Genomic DNA, 14,457 nt, shown 5'->3' with positions numbered 1-14,457 from the left:
AGGCCGGCATGGAAAACAACGTGGATGCCCTGCAGAGCCTGGATGAAACTCTGGGGGGCTGGGACAAGCGGGCGCCCGTCCTCTTCCAGGACTTCCTCAACCTGGTCAAGGACGAGCCGAAACGGATGCTGCGGAACATCTTCCAGGTTTTCCACGACATGATCCTGTCGTACGTGGGGGAGGGGGTCGACGAGTTCCCGGACGACCCCGAATCGGTGGGTTTCGTTCACTACAATTGCGAAAAGCTCTTCGTGGAGGGTTGCGACCACCCTTTCTTCGCCGACCGGCTCTTCGCCAACCGCCTCTTCGACCGGGTGGAGGCCATCCGCCGCGGCGCCCAGCAGAACAAGCTCTACATTTTCGAGGGCCCTCCCGGCTCGGGCAAGAGCACCTTCCTGAACAACCTGCTCCACAAGCTGGAGGATTACGCCAACACCGAGGAGGGCGTCCGGTACGAGGCCATCTGGAAAGTCTCCCGCAAGGACCTCGGACTCTCCGCCGTGGAGCGTGACCCGACCACGGCCCTGGAGATGCTCCTCTCCCGTGCGCTGGCGGCCGCGGGCAGCGCCGAGGAGGTCCCCCCGATCCCGGACTCCGCCCCCGCCCCCGCGGACGACGTGGTGGAGATCCCCTGCCCCAGCCACGACCACCCCATTCTCCTGATCCCGAAGCAGCACCGGCGGGGTTTTTTGGACGACCTGCTCCGCAACGACGAACTCAAGTGGAAGATCTTCACGGAAAAGGAGTACGAGTGGGTTTTCCGCGACGTTCCCTGCACCATCTGCGCCTCGCTGTACCAGGCCCTGCTGGAACGGCTCAAGAGCCACCGGAAGGTCTTCGGCATGATCCACACCCGGCGCTACCTTTTCAACCGCCGCGTCGGGGAAGGCATCACCGTCTTCAACCCCGGCGACACCCCCATCCGGCAGATGGTCCTGGAGAACCCCATGCTCCAGAACCGGATCAACGTCCTGCTCCAGGACAGCAACCGCGTCCGGTACATCTTCTCGCCCTACGCCAAGACCAACAACGGGATCTACGCCCTGATGGACATCAAGTCCAACAACAAGGACCGGTTGCTGGACCTTCACAACATCATCAGCGAAGGGGTCCACAAGGTGGACGACGTCGAGGAGAACGTGAACTCGCTCTTCATCGCCCTGATGAACCCCGAGGACCGCGCCAACATCCAGGGGATCCAGTCCTTCTCGGACCGCCTGGAGTCCATCAACATCCCCTACGTCCTGGACATCAACACCGAGGTCAGCATCTACCGCAACATCTTCGCCCGCCGGCTCGACGACGATTTCCTGCCGCGGGTCCTCCACAACTTCGCCCGGGTCATCGTGTCCACCCGCCTGAACACCCGCTCCGACGCGCTGCTGGAGTGGATCGGGTCCCCGAGGAAGTACAACCTCTACTGTGACGAGAACCTGCTCCTGCTCAAGATGGAGATCTACACCGGGAATATCCCCGTCTGGCTCTCCGAGGAGGACCGCAAGAAATTCACGGCGCGCCGCCGCCGGCAGATCCTCGCCGAGTCCGAGGCCGACGGGGTCAAGGGGCTCTCCGGGCGCGACTCCATCAAGATCTTCGGAGACTTCCACTCCACCTACGTCAAGGACGGGACCCCCATCAACATGTCCATGCTGAAGAGCTACTTCTCCAATGTCCGCAAGGATATCGCGAAGTCCATCCCCTCGGATTTCCTGGAGTCGCTGGTCCGCATGTACGACTACACCGTCCTGCAGGAAGTCAAGGAATCCCTCTACAACTACAACGAGGAGCAGATCTCCCGGGACGTCGTCCACTACCTCTTCGCCGTGAATTTCGACCCCGGGGCCGTGGAAACGTGCCGCTTCACCGGCGAGAGGCTGGAGGTCACCCCGGAGTTCTTCGACGCGGTGGAGAAGCGGATCCTCGGGGCCGCGGCCGATGCCCCCTCCCGGAAGCGCTTCCGCAGGGACACCCAGAAGGAGTACGCCGCTCACACCCTGACCCAGGAAATCCTGATGGAAAAGAAAACCATCACGGAGACGGAGCTTTACCGGGACCTCTACGGGCGCTACGTCCACAATCTCAAGGAAAGGGTCCTGGAGCCCTTCCTGGACAACGAGAACTTCCGCAACGCCGTGAAGGAGTACGGCGAGGAGAGTTTCAAGACCTACGACCAGCGGATCCGGGAGGACGTGGACTTCCTGATGCGCAACCTCGTGGAGAAGCGCCGTTACTCCCCGCAGGGCGCCAAGGAAGTCTGCATCTACGTCATGGACAACGACCTGGCGCGAAAGTTCGGCGGCGGGAAGCGATGAACCCATGAACCCCGCCCGCGACGACCACCTCGAGAACCTGGAGTTCCCCGCCCTCCTGCAGAAGGTGGCCTCCTACGCCACTTTTTCAGGGGGGCGCGCCCTGGTCCTCGGCCTGTCCCCGATGGAGGACGTGGAGGCCGTCACCCGGGTCCACCGGTTGGCGGAGGAACTGCAACGCCGCCTGGGCGCCGGGGAGGGCTTCTCGTGCGCCGCCGCCGAGGAGGCCGTCCCTGCATTGGCTCGCCTGCAGGTGGCCAACCTCGATCTCGAGGTCCGGGAACTCCTCCACATCCAGGACCTGGCGGCGTGTGCGTGCCGCCACCGGAGGCTTCTCCTGTCGGACGAGGACCTGTACCCGGAACTCACCGCCCTGGGCCGGCGTTTCCCCCCGCTGGAGGCTGTCGATGCCTACATTGCCGAACGGATCGACCCCGACGGGGAGGTCCCCGACCGCGCCTCCCCGGAGCTGGCTTCGGTGCGCCGTGAACTCCGGAACGTGGGTGAGCGCATCCAGGCGCAATATCACCGGGTCATGGAAGCAGCGGACCGGCGGGGGATCCTGCAGGACCGTTTCGTGACCTCCCGCAACAACCGCTTCGTCATCCCCATCCGCTCCGAGTCTCAGGGGGCGCTGGGCGGCGTGGTTCACGGCTCCTCCTCCTCGGGGCTGACGGTGTTCATGGAGCCCCTGGAACTGGTCACCCTCAACAACAGCTACATCAGCCTCAAGGAGCGGGAATTCGAGATCGTGCAGCGGATCCTCTCCCAGATCACCGCCTTTCTCCGGGCACGCCTGAAGGAACTGGACGCGGCCCTCGACCTCCTGGCGATCCAGGACAGTCTTGGCGCCCGCGCGCGGTTCGCGCTCGAGTTCCGCTGCATCGCCCCCCTCGTGGACGTCAGCCGCGCCCTGAAGCTGGAAGACGCGCGGCACCCCCTGCTGGAGGCCTCCCTCAAAGCCCAGGGGAAGCGGATCGTCCCCATCTCCCTGGCCCTCACGGCCCGGGAGCCCCGCCTGATCATCAGCGGCCCCAACACCGGCGGGAAGACCGCCGCGCTCAAGTGCGCCGGGTTGCTCACCCTGATGGCCCTGTCGGGGGTCCCCGTCCCGGCCCGTCACATGGAGTGCGCCCCCTTCCACGCCGTCCGGGCCGTGATCGGCGACCGGCAGTCCCTCGCCGCCGACCTGAGCACCTTCTCGTCCCACGTTCTCCTCCTGAGGGAGATCCTGGACCACTACCGTCACCCGACCCTGGTCCTGGTGGACGAACTCTGCGCCGGCACGGACCCCACCGAGGGGGGGGCCCTGGCCATGGCCATACTGGACCACCTGCGCGCCCTCGAGGCGCCGTTCATCGTGACCACCCACTCGCGCACGCTGAAGGAGTACGCCGTCAACACCCCCGGGACCTCGACGGCCGCCGTCGAGGTCGACCCCGAGACCCTCGAGCCCACCTACCGGCTCCACGTGGGCGCGCTGGGGGGAAGTTCGGGCCTGTTCATCGCCCGAAAGCTCGGGCTCCCGGACACCGTCGTCGCCGCCGCCGAGCAGCGCCTCGCGGAGTGGGGCATCCCGGCCGAGGAGGCCTACGCCCGGATCAACGAACTGGTTCGCCGCCGGGAAGCGGAACTGGCGGAGGTCGAACGGCTCAAACGGGAGCAGGTCCTGCGGAAGATCGAGCTCGAGCGGCGGGCCGAGGAGCGGAAACGGGAGGAGATCTCCCGGTTGCGGAGGGAGTTCGAGACGTACCGGAAGACCTTCGAGGACGACCGGTCCCGGCTGGCGGACGAGTTCCGGCGCCTCGCCGAGAAGGGCCGGCCGATCCCGCACTTCGAGCAGAGGCTGGAGCGGCTGGAGCAGCGACTCGCGGAGGCCGTGACCGAGTTGACGCTCCCCCCCGGCCGGCCGGACCCCCGCCCGAAGCTGGAACCGCTGCCGCCCGGCGAGATCCGCGAGGGGATGGAGGTGGTGGTCGGCCCGATCCGGCTCGGCGGGACGGTCCGGGAGGTCGGCGCCGATGTCGTCACCGTGCTCTCGGGGGGCAAGCGGCTGCAGGTCCCCCCGGACTGGCTGATGCGTGCCGGCGACTCACCGGCCGCCCCGGGCGGGGCCCTCCCCCCGGTGGATGCGCCGCCGGGGGGGAACGAAACCGGCGACGGGCCGACGGGGACCCCGCCGGCGGAAACCCCCGGGGCCCTCTTTCCCTCCCGCGAGATCAAGGTAATCGGGAAGACCGTCGACGAGGCCCTTCCCGAGGTGGAGCGTTTCCTGGATTCGGCCTTCCTCCAGGAAGAACGCTGCGTCGCCGTCATCCACGGGATCGGGCGCGGGATCCTCCGGGCGGCCATCCACGCGCGGCTCCGCGAAATCCCCTTCGTCCGGGGTTTCCACCACCCCCCGGCCCGGGAGGGTGGCAAGGGGAAGACCCTCGTGGTCCTGGACGTCTGACAATTTTAATCACCCTGGATGACATTTTACGTCAATCCGGCTTTCGGGCCGGGCGCCGCCCCGCCCCCGGGACCGCCCTGTGGCTTTTCCAGCGGGCCCGGCCCGGAAAAGACGGTGGCACTTTTTTTGCTTTTATACGCCGGGAGGTGGCCATGAACACCAAAGGCTTTTCGCTCGTGGAGATGATGATCACCCTGGTCATCATCGCCATCCTGTCCGCCATCGCCGTCCCCCACTTCAGGGAGATGCGCGTCAAGGCCAACGAGGCTTGGGCCCTGACCTACGTGCGGTCCTGGATCGCGGCGCAGGAGAACTACCGCCTGAAGTTCCAGACTTACGCCTCCAGCGACGAGGAACTCATCCGGAAAGGCTTCGTGGCCGCCCCCGACTCCGGCAACTCCAACCCCACCATGTGCGGGTACAGTTTCGAGATCCGCGGGGGGACCGACATCGGGGCGCAGGGCAAGTGGCGGTGGGAAGGCTGGGCGGACCCCATCGTCCCGGGCTCGACGGGGCGCAGCTACTACTACGTCACCGCCGAGGACGGGGGGATCATCCACACGTCCACCACCGGCCGGGCCAGCAAGTCTTCCCCGCCGCTGAACTACCAGAACTGAGGGGCGTTCGGCGCCGCGAGGGGGCAGGGGCAAGCCCGGGGCCCGTGGTCAGGGGCGTCGGGGGCAGGTGAGCCCCAGCCGGATCACCGAGGGGCGACTCTTCTTCTCCAGGTCGGAGAGCTTTTCGGCGAGGCGCTCCGGCTCCGCCGCAAGAATCCCGCCCAGGTCCGACAGGTCCGACAAGTCCGACAGGTCCGACAAGTCCGACAGGTCCGACAAGTCCGACAGGTCCGCAGGCCCCATGCTCCCGGGGCCTGGAATGCATTCGATCCTGAGAACGCTTTCCCCAGAGGCTTCCCCGTCCCCCGGGGCGCACTGCCAACCTGTTTTCTCCATCATGAACGCCAGGACCGGTTTTCCCGAATCGAGCGCGACGCCCCGGGCCGTTTCGGCCACTGTCCCCGCCGGTGCGACGAGGCACGGCGCCGAGAGGCAGTCCCGCAGATCCTCCAGGCAACCGGGGCCCGTCACCAGGACCGGCCCGGCGCCGCTTCCCCGTTGGGCGAGACAGATCTCGATCGCCTGGAGGAGGGCGTACAGTTCGCACCCCGGGCACCACCGGGGCGGCGAGCCCCCCCGGCTCCCCAGCCGGCCGGACGCCTCGATCGCCCGGGCTCCCCGGAGCGCTTCCCCTTCCAGGACCGGGCCTTCCGCCACGCCCTCGCCGGGACACTCACGCATCGTGTTCTCCCCTGTCCCCGGTCTCCGGGGCACGGGCCCATTATAGTCCCCGCACGGGGTAATTCAAGCCCGAGTCTGGCATGAAAACGGTTTGACAGCCGATGACGCTTCTGCTAATATTTCCCATTTGCACGCCGCTGCAGGCGTGGACGATGCTTCGAGGAGAGCGATGCCCAAACCCAAGATCAGACCGTTCCGAACGGTGACGCGACAGATCCTCCCGCTCCTGCTCCTGGCGGCGGCGCCGTGCGCCTGCATGGTCCGAATGGAGGCGATCCAGCGCGGGAAAGCCTACCTGGAGGCGAAAGCCCTGGACTACAACCAGATCGCCGCCTGGTTCGACACCCTCACCCGGCAGCACGACACCTTCATCGTCAAAAACGCCACGTTGACCTTCTCCGCCGAATCCGACAAGCTCCTCCGCAAGGAACGCTTCCCCTCGGCCTCCGGCGTGATCCTCCTCGACCGGAACGGGGACCTCCGGCTGCAGATCTACGCCCCCGTCATCAAGACCACCCTGGTGGACATCGTCTCGAAGGACGGGCGGTTCTCCATGTGGTACCCCCGCAACAAGACCCTCTACAAAGGCTCCGTGGACCAGGACCTCACCAACGTCTCGGTGGCGGTGTCCGACGCCTCGAAGGCCCCCCGTTACAACCTCTCCAAGCTGCGCCCCATGCACCTGACCCAGACCTTCTTCCACTCCCGCCTGTCGCCGCAGAGTTCCCTCGCCGTCATCCAGGACGCCATCCCCGAGGAGCGGTATTACATTGTTTTCGAGATGATGCCCGCCCGGTCGCCGGGGGAGCCTTCCCGCATCCTCCAGGCCATCTACATGGAACGGTCCTCCCTGCGCATCCGCCGGAAGATCCTCTACGACGAGAACGGGCAGGCGGTCTGCGACATCCGTTACGGAAACACCGAGATCGGCGGGTACCCCGACCACATCAGCATGCGGCGCCCCGTGGAGGGCTACGAGGTCCAGCTGCAGATCCGGAAGGTGCAGGTGGACACCCCACTGACGGCCGAGATGCTGGACCTGACGGTCCCGGAGGATGCCGTCGTCAAAGCCATCGGGGAGAAAGACTGAATGACCGGCGAACTGATTCTCTCGAACATCCGCAAGCGGCGCACCCGAACCCTGGTCAGCATCCTGGCGGTCTGCCTGGGCGTGGGTATGGTGATCCTCTTCGTCGGGCTCAGCAAGGGCATCCTCAACGACACGGCCTTCCGCACCCGGAGCATCAAGGCGGACCTCCTCTTCCAGCCGACGGGGTCGTCCCTCTTCATGGCGCTCAACAACGCCACCATGCCCGTCCGCATCGGGGAGAAGCTGCGGCAGGTCCCCGGGGTCAAGTACGTGACGCCCTGCCTGCACCAGTTTTCAAAGGCTTCCTTCTCCCTGATCTACGGCATCGAGCCGGTCTCCTTCAACCAGGTGAGCGACGACGGTCTCCGGATCGTCCAGGGGAGGATCTTCTCGGCCCCCTACGAGTGCATCGTCGACGACATGTGGCTGCTCTCCCACCCCGAAAAACGCATCGGGTCCACGGTCGAGGTCCTCAACCACCACTTCACCATCTCCGGGGTCTTCAAGGCCGGCATCGCCGCCCGGATCCTTCTCCCGCTCCAAACGCTTCAGGAGCTCAACGACTCCGTCGGGAAGGTCTCCATCTTCTACGTCAAGTGCGACGGGCCCGCGGGGCTCGACAGGGCCCACCGCTTCCTGACCACCGACGACCTCTTCAAGAGCTACAACATCACCCGGGCCGAGGACATCGAGAAGGTCATGGCCTCCAGCCTCCCGGGGCTGAGGGAATTCACCCTCGTGGTGGTGGGCGTGGCCTGTCTCATCAGTTTCCTGGTGGTCCTGCTCACCATGTACACCACCATCACCGAGCGGACGCGCGAGATCGGGATCCTCAAGGCCCTGGGCGCTTCCAGGGGTTACATCATCCAGTTGATCATGAAGGAGTCGATCCTGCTGACCGTCATCGGGATCGTCTGCGGGATCGGTTTCTCCATCGGGGCGACGCTGCTCCTCTGGAAAATCTACCCGACGCTCTCCATCGAACTCAACGCCCAGTGGATCGCCATCGCCTCGTTCATCGCCATGGCCTCGGGCGCGGTGGGCTCGCTCTACCCGGCCTACCGGGCCGCCCGACTGGACCCCGTCGAGGCCCTGATGTACGAGTGAGGCCTTCAGGCTTGATCCGGGGCCCTCGGGAAGGTATACTCTAATCCCCGCCATGACGGGACGCGGTGCGCGCAAATGACTCACAACGTTGAAACCATCAACCTGACCAAAACCTTCCGCGTGGGAAAGGTCGATGTTCCCGCCCTCCGCGGCGTCGATCTGAAAGTCTCCGACGGCGAGTTCATCGCCATCATGGGCCCCTCGGGGTGCGGAAAGTCCACCCTTCTTCACATCCTCGGCGGCCTCCTGGAACCGACGAGCGGCGACGTCCTCATCGACGGGGTCAACCTCGCGAAGGTGAAGGATGCCGAGCGCACGGAGATCCGCCGCCGGAAAATCGGGTTTATCTTCCAGCGGTTCAATCTCTTCCCCACCTTGTCCGCCCGCTCCAACATCGAGCTGGCCCGGCAGATCCACGGCGACGGCAGCCACGACCACGAGACCGCCGCCGATATCCTTGAAATGCTCGGGTTGAAAGACAAGATGCAGCACAAGCCGCTGGAGCTGTCCGGCGGGGAACAGCAGCGGGTCGCCATCGCCCGGGCCGTGATCAACCGCCCCGCCATCATCCTCGCCGACGAACCGACGGGCAACCTCGATTCCCGGAATTCCCGGGTTGTGCTCGAGATGCTGACCGAATTGAACCGAAAGTACCACCAGACCATCCTGATGATCACGCACAGCCACGAGGTGGCCGCCCAGGCGCACCGCGTGCTGGAGATGCTCGACGGCAGGATCGTCGCCGGGCCGACGGGAACCTGACCCCCCGGGAGGCGGTTTCGATGGGGAAAATCAAAAAGGTGTTCGACAACCTTCTGCTGTGGAAATACGAGCGGGGGACCCTCGCCTACGACCTCATGGTGATCCTGATCCTGGCCTTCGTGTTCCTGACCCCGGACGGGTGCTTTCCCAAGCCGGTCCGCTCACCTTCCCCGGCGTCCCGGGCCACCGTCGTCCAGCCTGTTCCGGCCCCGGCCGCCCCGCAGGTGAAATGACCATGAAACGAACGTCGCTGGCCCTGCTGTTCATCGGGTTTACCCTCACGCTCCCCGTTCTCTGCGCCGGGCCCGTGGATGTTATCCTGGCCCGTCTCGACCGCTTCAACCAGACGATGAAGACCTTTCGCTCGGACATCCAGCAGCGCAAATTCATCAAGATCCTCGGCGAGTTCGACGACACGGAGGAGGGCGAGATCTGCATGAAGAAAACGCCCCAGGGGGTCCTTCTGAAGAAAGTCCTCGGCAAGCCGGGCCACACCTTCCTGACCGTCCGCGGGAACGACATGGTCCTCTTCTACCCGAAGAAGAACCAGGCGATGCGGCGGAAGCTCACGGAGAAGGAGACGGGGTTCGCGAACCTGGGGGTTTCCATGTCGACGGCGGAGATGAAGAAGAACTTCGAGATCCGGCACGTCCGTGACGAGGCCCTCGACGGGCGTCCCTGCAACCTCATCCAGCTGATCCCGAAAACGCCGGGCATGAAGAACTACTTCGCGTCCCTGTACCTGTGGCTGGCCGCCAACGACGGCACTCCGCTCCAGCAGAGGATCGACGAGCCCGGGGGCGACTACACCCTCATCCGCTTCCTCAACATCCGGCTGAACCTCGACGTGAGGGACTCCGCCTTCGACCTCAAGCTCCCGAGGAACGTGGAGTACATCTCGTGAGCCCCGCCCGGCGGGGGACACGGTGCGAGCACCCTGAACATCGGAGAGAATCATGATGCTTTACATATGGTCCGCGGTCGGCGTCCTGTTCGCCCTGGGCTTCCTGTTCACCCGGTTTCGGCCCTTCGTTTCGCTGGCGGCCGGTTTCGTGTCGGCGGCGGCCGCTTCGCTCCGCTTCAACCTCGCCGTGCAGATCGGCGTTCTCCTACTGGGCTCGCTGGCTTTCGGGTTCCTCCTGAAACCCGCCTTCCGAAGGCTCCGCCGACTGCCGGACGACCCCGAGGCCCTGGGCATCGTAGGGTTCGCCGGGAAGATCCGCGACGTCGTCAACGCCCGCGGCGAAATCTTCCTCCTCCACTGCGAGGGCAGGGACTGGATCGCCTACCCGGAGACCGCCGGCGGCGTCGCCCTGGGCGACGACGTCGAGGTGGTCCGGGTGGTGGGCAAGGCGGTGCACGTCCGCCGCACGAACTGAGCCCCATCCGAGGAAAACAGCCTTCAGAGCCGCAACCGTCCGGCGTCGCTCTGAAAGACAGGCTGAACGCTTGCTCACGCGCGCTTCCACCCGCGGCTGTCATCCCCGCAATAGATCGCTTCAACCCCAAAGAACGCAGAGAACACAAAGGCAGATGAGCCTGAAATACATTGATATCTTTGATTAAGGGTGTTCTTTGCGTTCTTTGTGGTTTGACGGGTCCGGGCTTTTTGCGCTATCCTCAAGGGCCGATCGGCTCACATCGCGTCGGGGTGGAACAGGGTCGGCACGAGGGCGAGGGCCGTCAGGATCAGGGACACCACCGCGAAGACGGGGAGCATCTCGCGGTCTCTCCAGACCACCTTCCGCTCCAGTTGGGTCTTCTCCAGGCGGTCGATCTCGGCGTAGATGCCTTCCAGCGCCCGGGGGTCGGAGGCCAGGAAGGCGCGACCGCCGGTGGACCGGGCTATTTTCTCCGCGGTCTCGGCATCGAAGTCCACGCTTGACCGGATCCAGGTCGGGGAACCGTCGGGGGCCCGGGCCATGACCTCGGTCTCCCCCCGGCTTCCGATGGTCACCGTGTAGACCCGGATCCGGTAGGTCCGGCAGAATTCCGCTGCTTGCAGGGGCGAGATCTCCCCCCGGTTGTTGACGCCGTCCGTCAGCAGCACCACGATCCGGTTTCCGGCCCGGGATTCCCGAAGCCGGTTGACCGAGTAGGCCAGCGCCATCCCGACGGCGGTCCCGTCTGTTTCAAAGGGGGTCAGGGAAACGGATTCCAGGAGGGATTGCAGGCTGTAGTGGTCCGACGTCAGGGGACACTGCACCCAGGCCTCCCCCGCGAACGTGACCAGCGACATCCGGTCGTGGGGGCGACGACGGATGAAATCCCGCAGGACGACCCGGGCGGCCTCCAGGCGGCTGGGTTGAAAGTCCCGCGCGGACATGGAGGTGGAGACGTCCAGGGTCAGCACGATGTCCACCCCCCGGGTCCCCTCCACCTCCACGGTCTCGCGCACCACCGGGTTGCAGAGGCCGACGGCGAGGACCGCCAGGGCCGCCCACCGGAGGGCGCGCCCCACGATCGGGATCAGCCGGCCGGGGCCGGAGAGCCGCCGGATCTCGGCGGTGGCCGGGAAATGGAGGCTCTGTGCATCCTTCCGGAACACCGTCCGCCGGAGCAACACGAGGGCCCCGAGGAGCAAGGCAACCCAGAGCGCCTCAGGAAGCGGCTGAAAGCGAAGCATTCGTCTCCTCCGGGGCCGGTTCCGGGGAGCCCAGCTCCAGCATCCCTTTTTTCAGCTCGTCCAGCAGTTTCTTCGCCCCGGACGGTTCCGGCGCGAAGCAGGCGAACTCCCCCGACCGGAGGAGCTGCTCGAAACGGGAGGGGTCGATCGGCCCGTCGGCGAGACAGGCGTCGAGGGCCGACAGGATTTCCCGCGTGGTCAGGGCCGAGAGGTCGATCCCGAAGCGCCACTCCAGGTATTCCCGGAAAAGCTCCATCGCCGCCGCGGCCGTCTTGCGGTCTTCCAGGCCCCCGCGCCCCCGCTTCCGCAAGGCGTCCAGCCGGTCGAGAAAGCCCTGGAGACTGACGATCTCCCCGACTTCGCCGTCCCCGGTCGCGGCGGCGCGCCGGCGTCGCCTCCACACGAACCACGCTGCGGCCGCCAACAGTGCCGCCCCCGCGACCGTGGCCCACCACGGCCACCAAGCCGGGGCCCGGACGTCGAAGCCGCCGCGGGAGGGCTTGGGTTGGAAGGGCCCCGGCCCCTCCAGAAGGTCGCGCACCGTCACGCGGGGAGGGTCCCACGCCAGCAGGCCGCCCGCCCCCGCCCCGGCCTCCCACTTCAGCGGGATGCGCGGCAGGGGCAGCTCGCCCGTGCGAAACGCTTGGAAAACCAGGCGGATAACCCATCGGTTCGGGTTGCCGTCCTTCCCGGCCTCGGCGACGGCGGAGCGGAGGGTGAAGTACCCGAACCGGCGCGGGGCGGCCGGGAAATCCCAGTTCACCCCGGCGGGGGCTTCGGCCTCCACGATGACGGTGAACGGCTTGCCGATGTGGAGGGGATCGCTCCCCGACAGGCCCGCGTGAAGGAATTCCGGCGAAGGGGGGGACGCCTGCGGGGCGAGCGCGATGCAGACCGCGGCCAGAACCACCGTCACCGGGAGACGAAGTCGGCCTGCCGTCCCGCTCATATCTCGAGAAGCCCTTCGATGCGGTGGAGGTCCTTGCGCAGCTTCTCGATCTCTTCGCCGCACCGCTGGATCGTCTGCAGCCCCGAGAAGATGGGCGGGAGGGAGCGCCGCTTGTCGCCGAGGTGGAAGGTGTCACCGAGCACATAGGTGTCCACGGGGACCCCGAAGAACATGAACATCAGGTAGAGGTCCAGGCTGGGGGCGACGGCGTTCTCGGGCAGAAGCACGTGGACCTTGTCGAAGTCCGACTTGGAGAAGAGCTGCGCCGGGGAGGCCGCGTCGGGGACCGGGAGCGACCAGGGTTCGATGTACTGGGTCCGGAAGAGGGAGAAGTAGGCCTTCTCCCGGAACCGGCGCCGGGAAGCGTCCCGCACGGCGAACACGGCGCCCTTGCCCATCTCCGCCCGCTTCTGCGCCATGGCCCAGAAGATCTCGGCCTTCCAGACGCAGTGGGGCTCGAAGTGGAACATGATCCGGCTCTTCGCCTCGAGGAACCCCCTCACGCTGCACGCGCCGAGCCCGCTCGTCTCGCGCATCCGGAAGATCTTCATCTCCTCGTAGACTTCCTTCAGCTCCCGGAGGATGGCCCAGGTCTTGTCCCGGCTCTGGTCGTCCACGAGAAGGATCTCCGAGAAGGGGATCCGGCTGGTGATGCTGTTGTGGATGTCCTCGACCAGGGACATCACCCACCCCTCGGCGTTGTACAGCGGCACGATCACCGAGACGGATGGGGGGCCCGACGGCTTTTCCGATGCCATGAAACGTCTCTCGTTTCCAAGGATTCCCACGACCGGACCGGCGGGGACCCGCAGCCGGGAAAGAGTCGCCCGCGCTTTTACGATCCTCGTCCGCTTTCCGGGACAGGCACATTCTACCAGATCCCTTCCCAAAAGAAAAGCGGGCAAACGCTCCCGCCGGCCCGCCCGTGCCGACGCTCACCGTCCCGAAATCCGCCTTCGGACGGACATTTGAGCTTGCCATCACCGGCCGCCGACGCTACCATCGCCAAGGGGCGGAACCGGCTCCCGTCTTCACCGGAACGCCCCGCCCAAAAACCCCGGGAGTGCCGGCCTCCTGCCTGAGATCGCGATTTGGTTCGCAGAAGGTCGCCGCCAGGGCGCCGGCGTTCCCGAGACCGGCGTGATCACCGAAACCGGAGGCTTCCGTGAACATCAGGACCCCGCTTCTCACCGTGGACATCCTCATCCGGCAGGGCCACCCCCGCCGGGTCCTGCTCATCCGGCGAAAGAACCCCCCGCACGGCTGGGCCCTGCCCGGCGGTTTCGTGGACGTGGGCGAGACCGTGGAGGCGGCCGCCGCACGGGAGGCGCTGGAGGAGACCGGCCTGCAGGTGCGCGACCTCCGGCTGCTCGGCGTCTACTCGGACCCGGCCAGGGACCCCCGCGGCCACACCGTCAGCGTGGTCTTCGCGGCGACGGCCGACGGGGAAGCCCACGCCGGCGACGACGCCGGCGACGCCCGCTTCTTCGAGACCGTCCACCTCCCCTCCCCCCTCGCCTTCGACCACGCCCGGATCCTCGCGGACTACCTCCGCACCCTCGAGGCCGTGGCCGGGGGCTGAAAAGACCCCGGGGCGGCCGGGGCTTTCGGGGGCGTGTCCACATCCCCTGCGGGCACCGGCCGGCTTCACCCTTTTCGTCCACCCCCGAGAATGAGCGCGTCACCCCACCGCCCGACCCCGAAGGGGTCGAACGTGAATAGAATGAGCGCTTCACACACCGCCCGACCCCGAAGGGGTCGAACGTGAATAGAATGAGCGCTTCACACACCGCCCGACCCCGAAGGGGTCGAACGTGAATAGAATGAGCGCTTCACACACCGCCCGACCCCGAAGGGGTCGAAC

The 14,457-nt window shown here is 66.3% G+C and carries 13 protein-coding genes and 1 pseudogene; 11 read left to right on the top strand and 3 right to left on the bottom strand.

Annotated features, from left to right (window positions below; genetic code table 11):
• The first annotated feature begins 8 nt into the window (after positions 1-8).
• From KA419_04335 to KA419_04290, 10 genes and pseudogenes are all read left to right on the top strand, one after another.
• Positions 9-2,312 (top strand): serine protein kinase PrkA, encoded by a 2,304-nt coding sequence (locus KA419_04335; GenBank protein MBP7865155.1) that lies wholly within the window; start codon positions 9-11, stop codon positions 2,310-2,312.
• 4 nt (positions 2,313-2,316) lie between these two features.
• Complete coding sequence (locus KA419_04330) at positions 2,317-4,761, top strand: Smr/MutS family protein (GenBank protein ID MBP7865154.1); 2,445 nt, start codon at positions 2,317-2,319, stop codon at positions 4,759-4,761.
• 152 nt (positions 4,762-4,913) lie between these two features.
• Positions 4,914-5,378: a prepilin-type N-terminal cleavage/methylation domain-containing protein gene (locus KA419_04325; protein MBP7865153.1), complete on the top strand. Its 465-nt coding sequence runs from the start codon at positions 4,914-4,916 to the stop codon at positions 5,376-5,378.
• A 164-nt stretch (positions 5,379-5,542) separates the two neighbouring features.
• Positions 5,543-5,611, top strand: a pseudogene (locus tag KA419_04320) (exosporium leader peptide).
• Positions 5,612-6,228: 617 nt separating this feature from the next.
• Entirely contained in the window at positions 6,229-7,149 is a 921-nt protein-coding gene (locus tag KA419_04315; GenBank protein ID MBP7865152.1) for a hypothetical protein, read from the top strand.
• Positions 7,150-8,256: an ABC transporter permease gene (locus KA419_04310; GenBank protein MBP7865151.1), complete on the top strand. Its 1,107-nt coding sequence runs from the start codon at positions 7,150-7,152 to the stop codon at positions 8,254-8,256.
• A gap of 75 nt (positions 8,257-8,331) precedes the next feature.
• Positions 8,332-9,018 carry an ABC transporter ATP-binding protein gene (locus KA419_04305; protein ID MBP7865150.1) on the top strand — a complete coding sequence of 229 codons (687 nt, stop codon included), beginning with the start codon at positions 8,332-8,334 and terminating at the stop codon, positions 9,016-9,018.
• 20 nt (positions 9,019-9,038) lie between these two features.
• On the top strand, positions 9,039-9,251 hold the full coding sequence (locus KA419_04300; GenBank protein ID MBP7865149.1) for a hypothetical protein: 213 nt from the start codon (positions 9,039-9,041) through the stop codon (positions 9,249-9,251).
• 2 nt (positions 9,252-9,253) lie between these two features.
• Complete coding sequence (locus KA419_04295) at positions 9,254-9,922, top strand: outer membrane lipoprotein carrier protein LolA (protein ID MBP7865148.1); 669 nt, start codon at positions 9,254-9,256, stop codon at positions 9,920-9,922.
• A 52-nt stretch (positions 9,923-9,974) separates the two neighbouring features.
• Complete coding sequence (locus KA419_04290) at positions 9,975-10,397, top strand: hypothetical protein (protein MBP7865147.1); 423 nt, start codon at positions 9,975-9,977, stop codon at positions 10,395-10,397.
• A 257-nt stretch (positions 10,398-10,654) separates the two neighbouring features.
• Here the strand turns inward: KA419_04290 and KA419_04285 are convergent, their stop codons facing one another.
• Genes KA419_04285 through KA419_04275 form a run of 3 tightly spaced genes read right to left on the bottom strand, consistent with a single transcriptional unit; the run spans position 10,655 to position 13,351 of the window.
• On the bottom strand, positions 10,655-11,644 hold the full coding sequence (locus KA419_04285; GenBank protein MBP7865146.1) for a VWA domain-containing protein: 990 nt from the start codon (positions 11,642-11,644) through the stop codon (positions 10,655-10,657).
• Positions 11,619-12,593: a DUF4381 family protein gene (locus tag KA419_04280; protein ID MBP7865145.1), complete on the bottom strand. Its 975-nt coding sequence runs from the start codon at positions 12,591-12,593 to the stop codon at positions 11,619-11,621. Before KA419_04280 ends, KA419_04285 begins: the two co-directional genes overlap by 26 nt.
• Positions 12,590-13,351 carry a glycosyltransferase family 2 protein gene (locus KA419_04275; protein MBP7865144.1) on the bottom strand — a complete coding sequence of 254 codons (762 nt, stop codon included), beginning with the start codon at positions 13,349-13,351 and terminating at the stop codon, positions 12,590-12,592. The genes KA419_04280 and KA419_04275 overlap by 4 nt, the downstream gene beginning before the upstream one ends.
• A 407-nt stretch (positions 13,352-13,758) precedes the next feature.
• Here KA419_04275 and KA419_04270 point away from each other — a divergent pair, with 407 nt between their 5' ends.
• Positions 13,759-14,175: an NUDIX hydrolase gene (locus tag KA419_04270; GenBank protein MBP7865143.1), complete on the top strand. Its 417-nt coding sequence runs from the start codon at positions 13,759-13,761 to the stop codon at positions 14,173-14,175.
• Positions 14,176-14,457 lie beyond the last annotated feature (282 nt).

It is taken from the genome of Acidobacteriota bacterium, assembly GCA_018001935.1.
Lineage (GTDB): Bacteria > Acidobacteriota > JAAYUB01 > JAAYUB01 > JAAYUB01 > JAGNHB01.
The sequence above is the reverse complement of the archived record's forward strand: the minus strand, read 5'-3'. Positions and strand labels throughout refer to the sequence as shown.

Bases quoted from the DNA above. Each gene is read 5' to 3' on its own strand.
- KA419_04315 (MBP7865152.1), top strand. From the start codon at position 6,229: ATGCCCAAACCCAAGATCAGACCGTTCCGAACGGTGACGCGACAGATC.
- KA419_04310 (MBP7865151.1), top strand. From the start codon at position 7,150: ATGACCGGCGAACTGATTCTCTCGAACATCCGCAAGCGGCGCACCCGA.
- KA419_04325 (MBP7865153.1), top strand. From the start codon at position 4,914: ATGAACACCAAAGGCTTTTCGCTCGTGGAGATGATGATCACCCTGGTC.
- KA419_04280 (MBP7865145.1), bottom strand. From the start codon at position 12,593: ATGAGCGGGACGGCAGGCCGACTTCGTCTCCCGGTGACGGTGGTTCTG.
- KA419_04285 (MBP7865146.1), bottom strand. From the start codon at position 11,644: ATGCTTCGCTTTCAGCCGCTTCCTGAGGCGCTCTGGGTTGCCTTGCTC.
- KA419_04295 (MBP7865148.1), top strand. From the start codon at position 9,254: ATGAAACGAACGTCGCTGGCCCTGCTGTTCATCGGGTTTACCCTCACG.
- KA419_04275 (MBP7865144.1), bottom strand. From the start codon at position 13,351: ATGGCATCGGAAAAGCCGTCGGGCCCCCCATCCGTCTCGGTGATCGTG.
- KA419_04300 (MBP7865149.1), top strand. From the start codon at position 9,039: ATGGGGAAAATCAAAAAGGTGTTCGACAACCTTCTGCTGTGGAAATAC.
- KA419_04330 (MBP7865154.1), top strand. From the start codon at position 2,317: ATGAACCCCGCCCGCGACGACCACCTCGAGAACCTGGAGTTCCCCGCC.
- KA419_04305 (MBP7865150.1), top strand. From the start codon at position 8,332: ATGACTCACAACGTTGAAACCATCAACCTGACCAAAACCTTCCGCGTG.
- KA419_04335 (MBP7865155.1), top strand. From the start codon at position 9: ATGGAAAACAACGTGGATGCCCTGCAGAGCCTGGATGAAACTCTGGGG.
- KA419_04290 (MBP7865147.1), top strand. From the start codon at position 9,975: ATGATGCTTTACATATGGTCCGCGGTCGGCGTCCTGTTCGCCCTGGGC.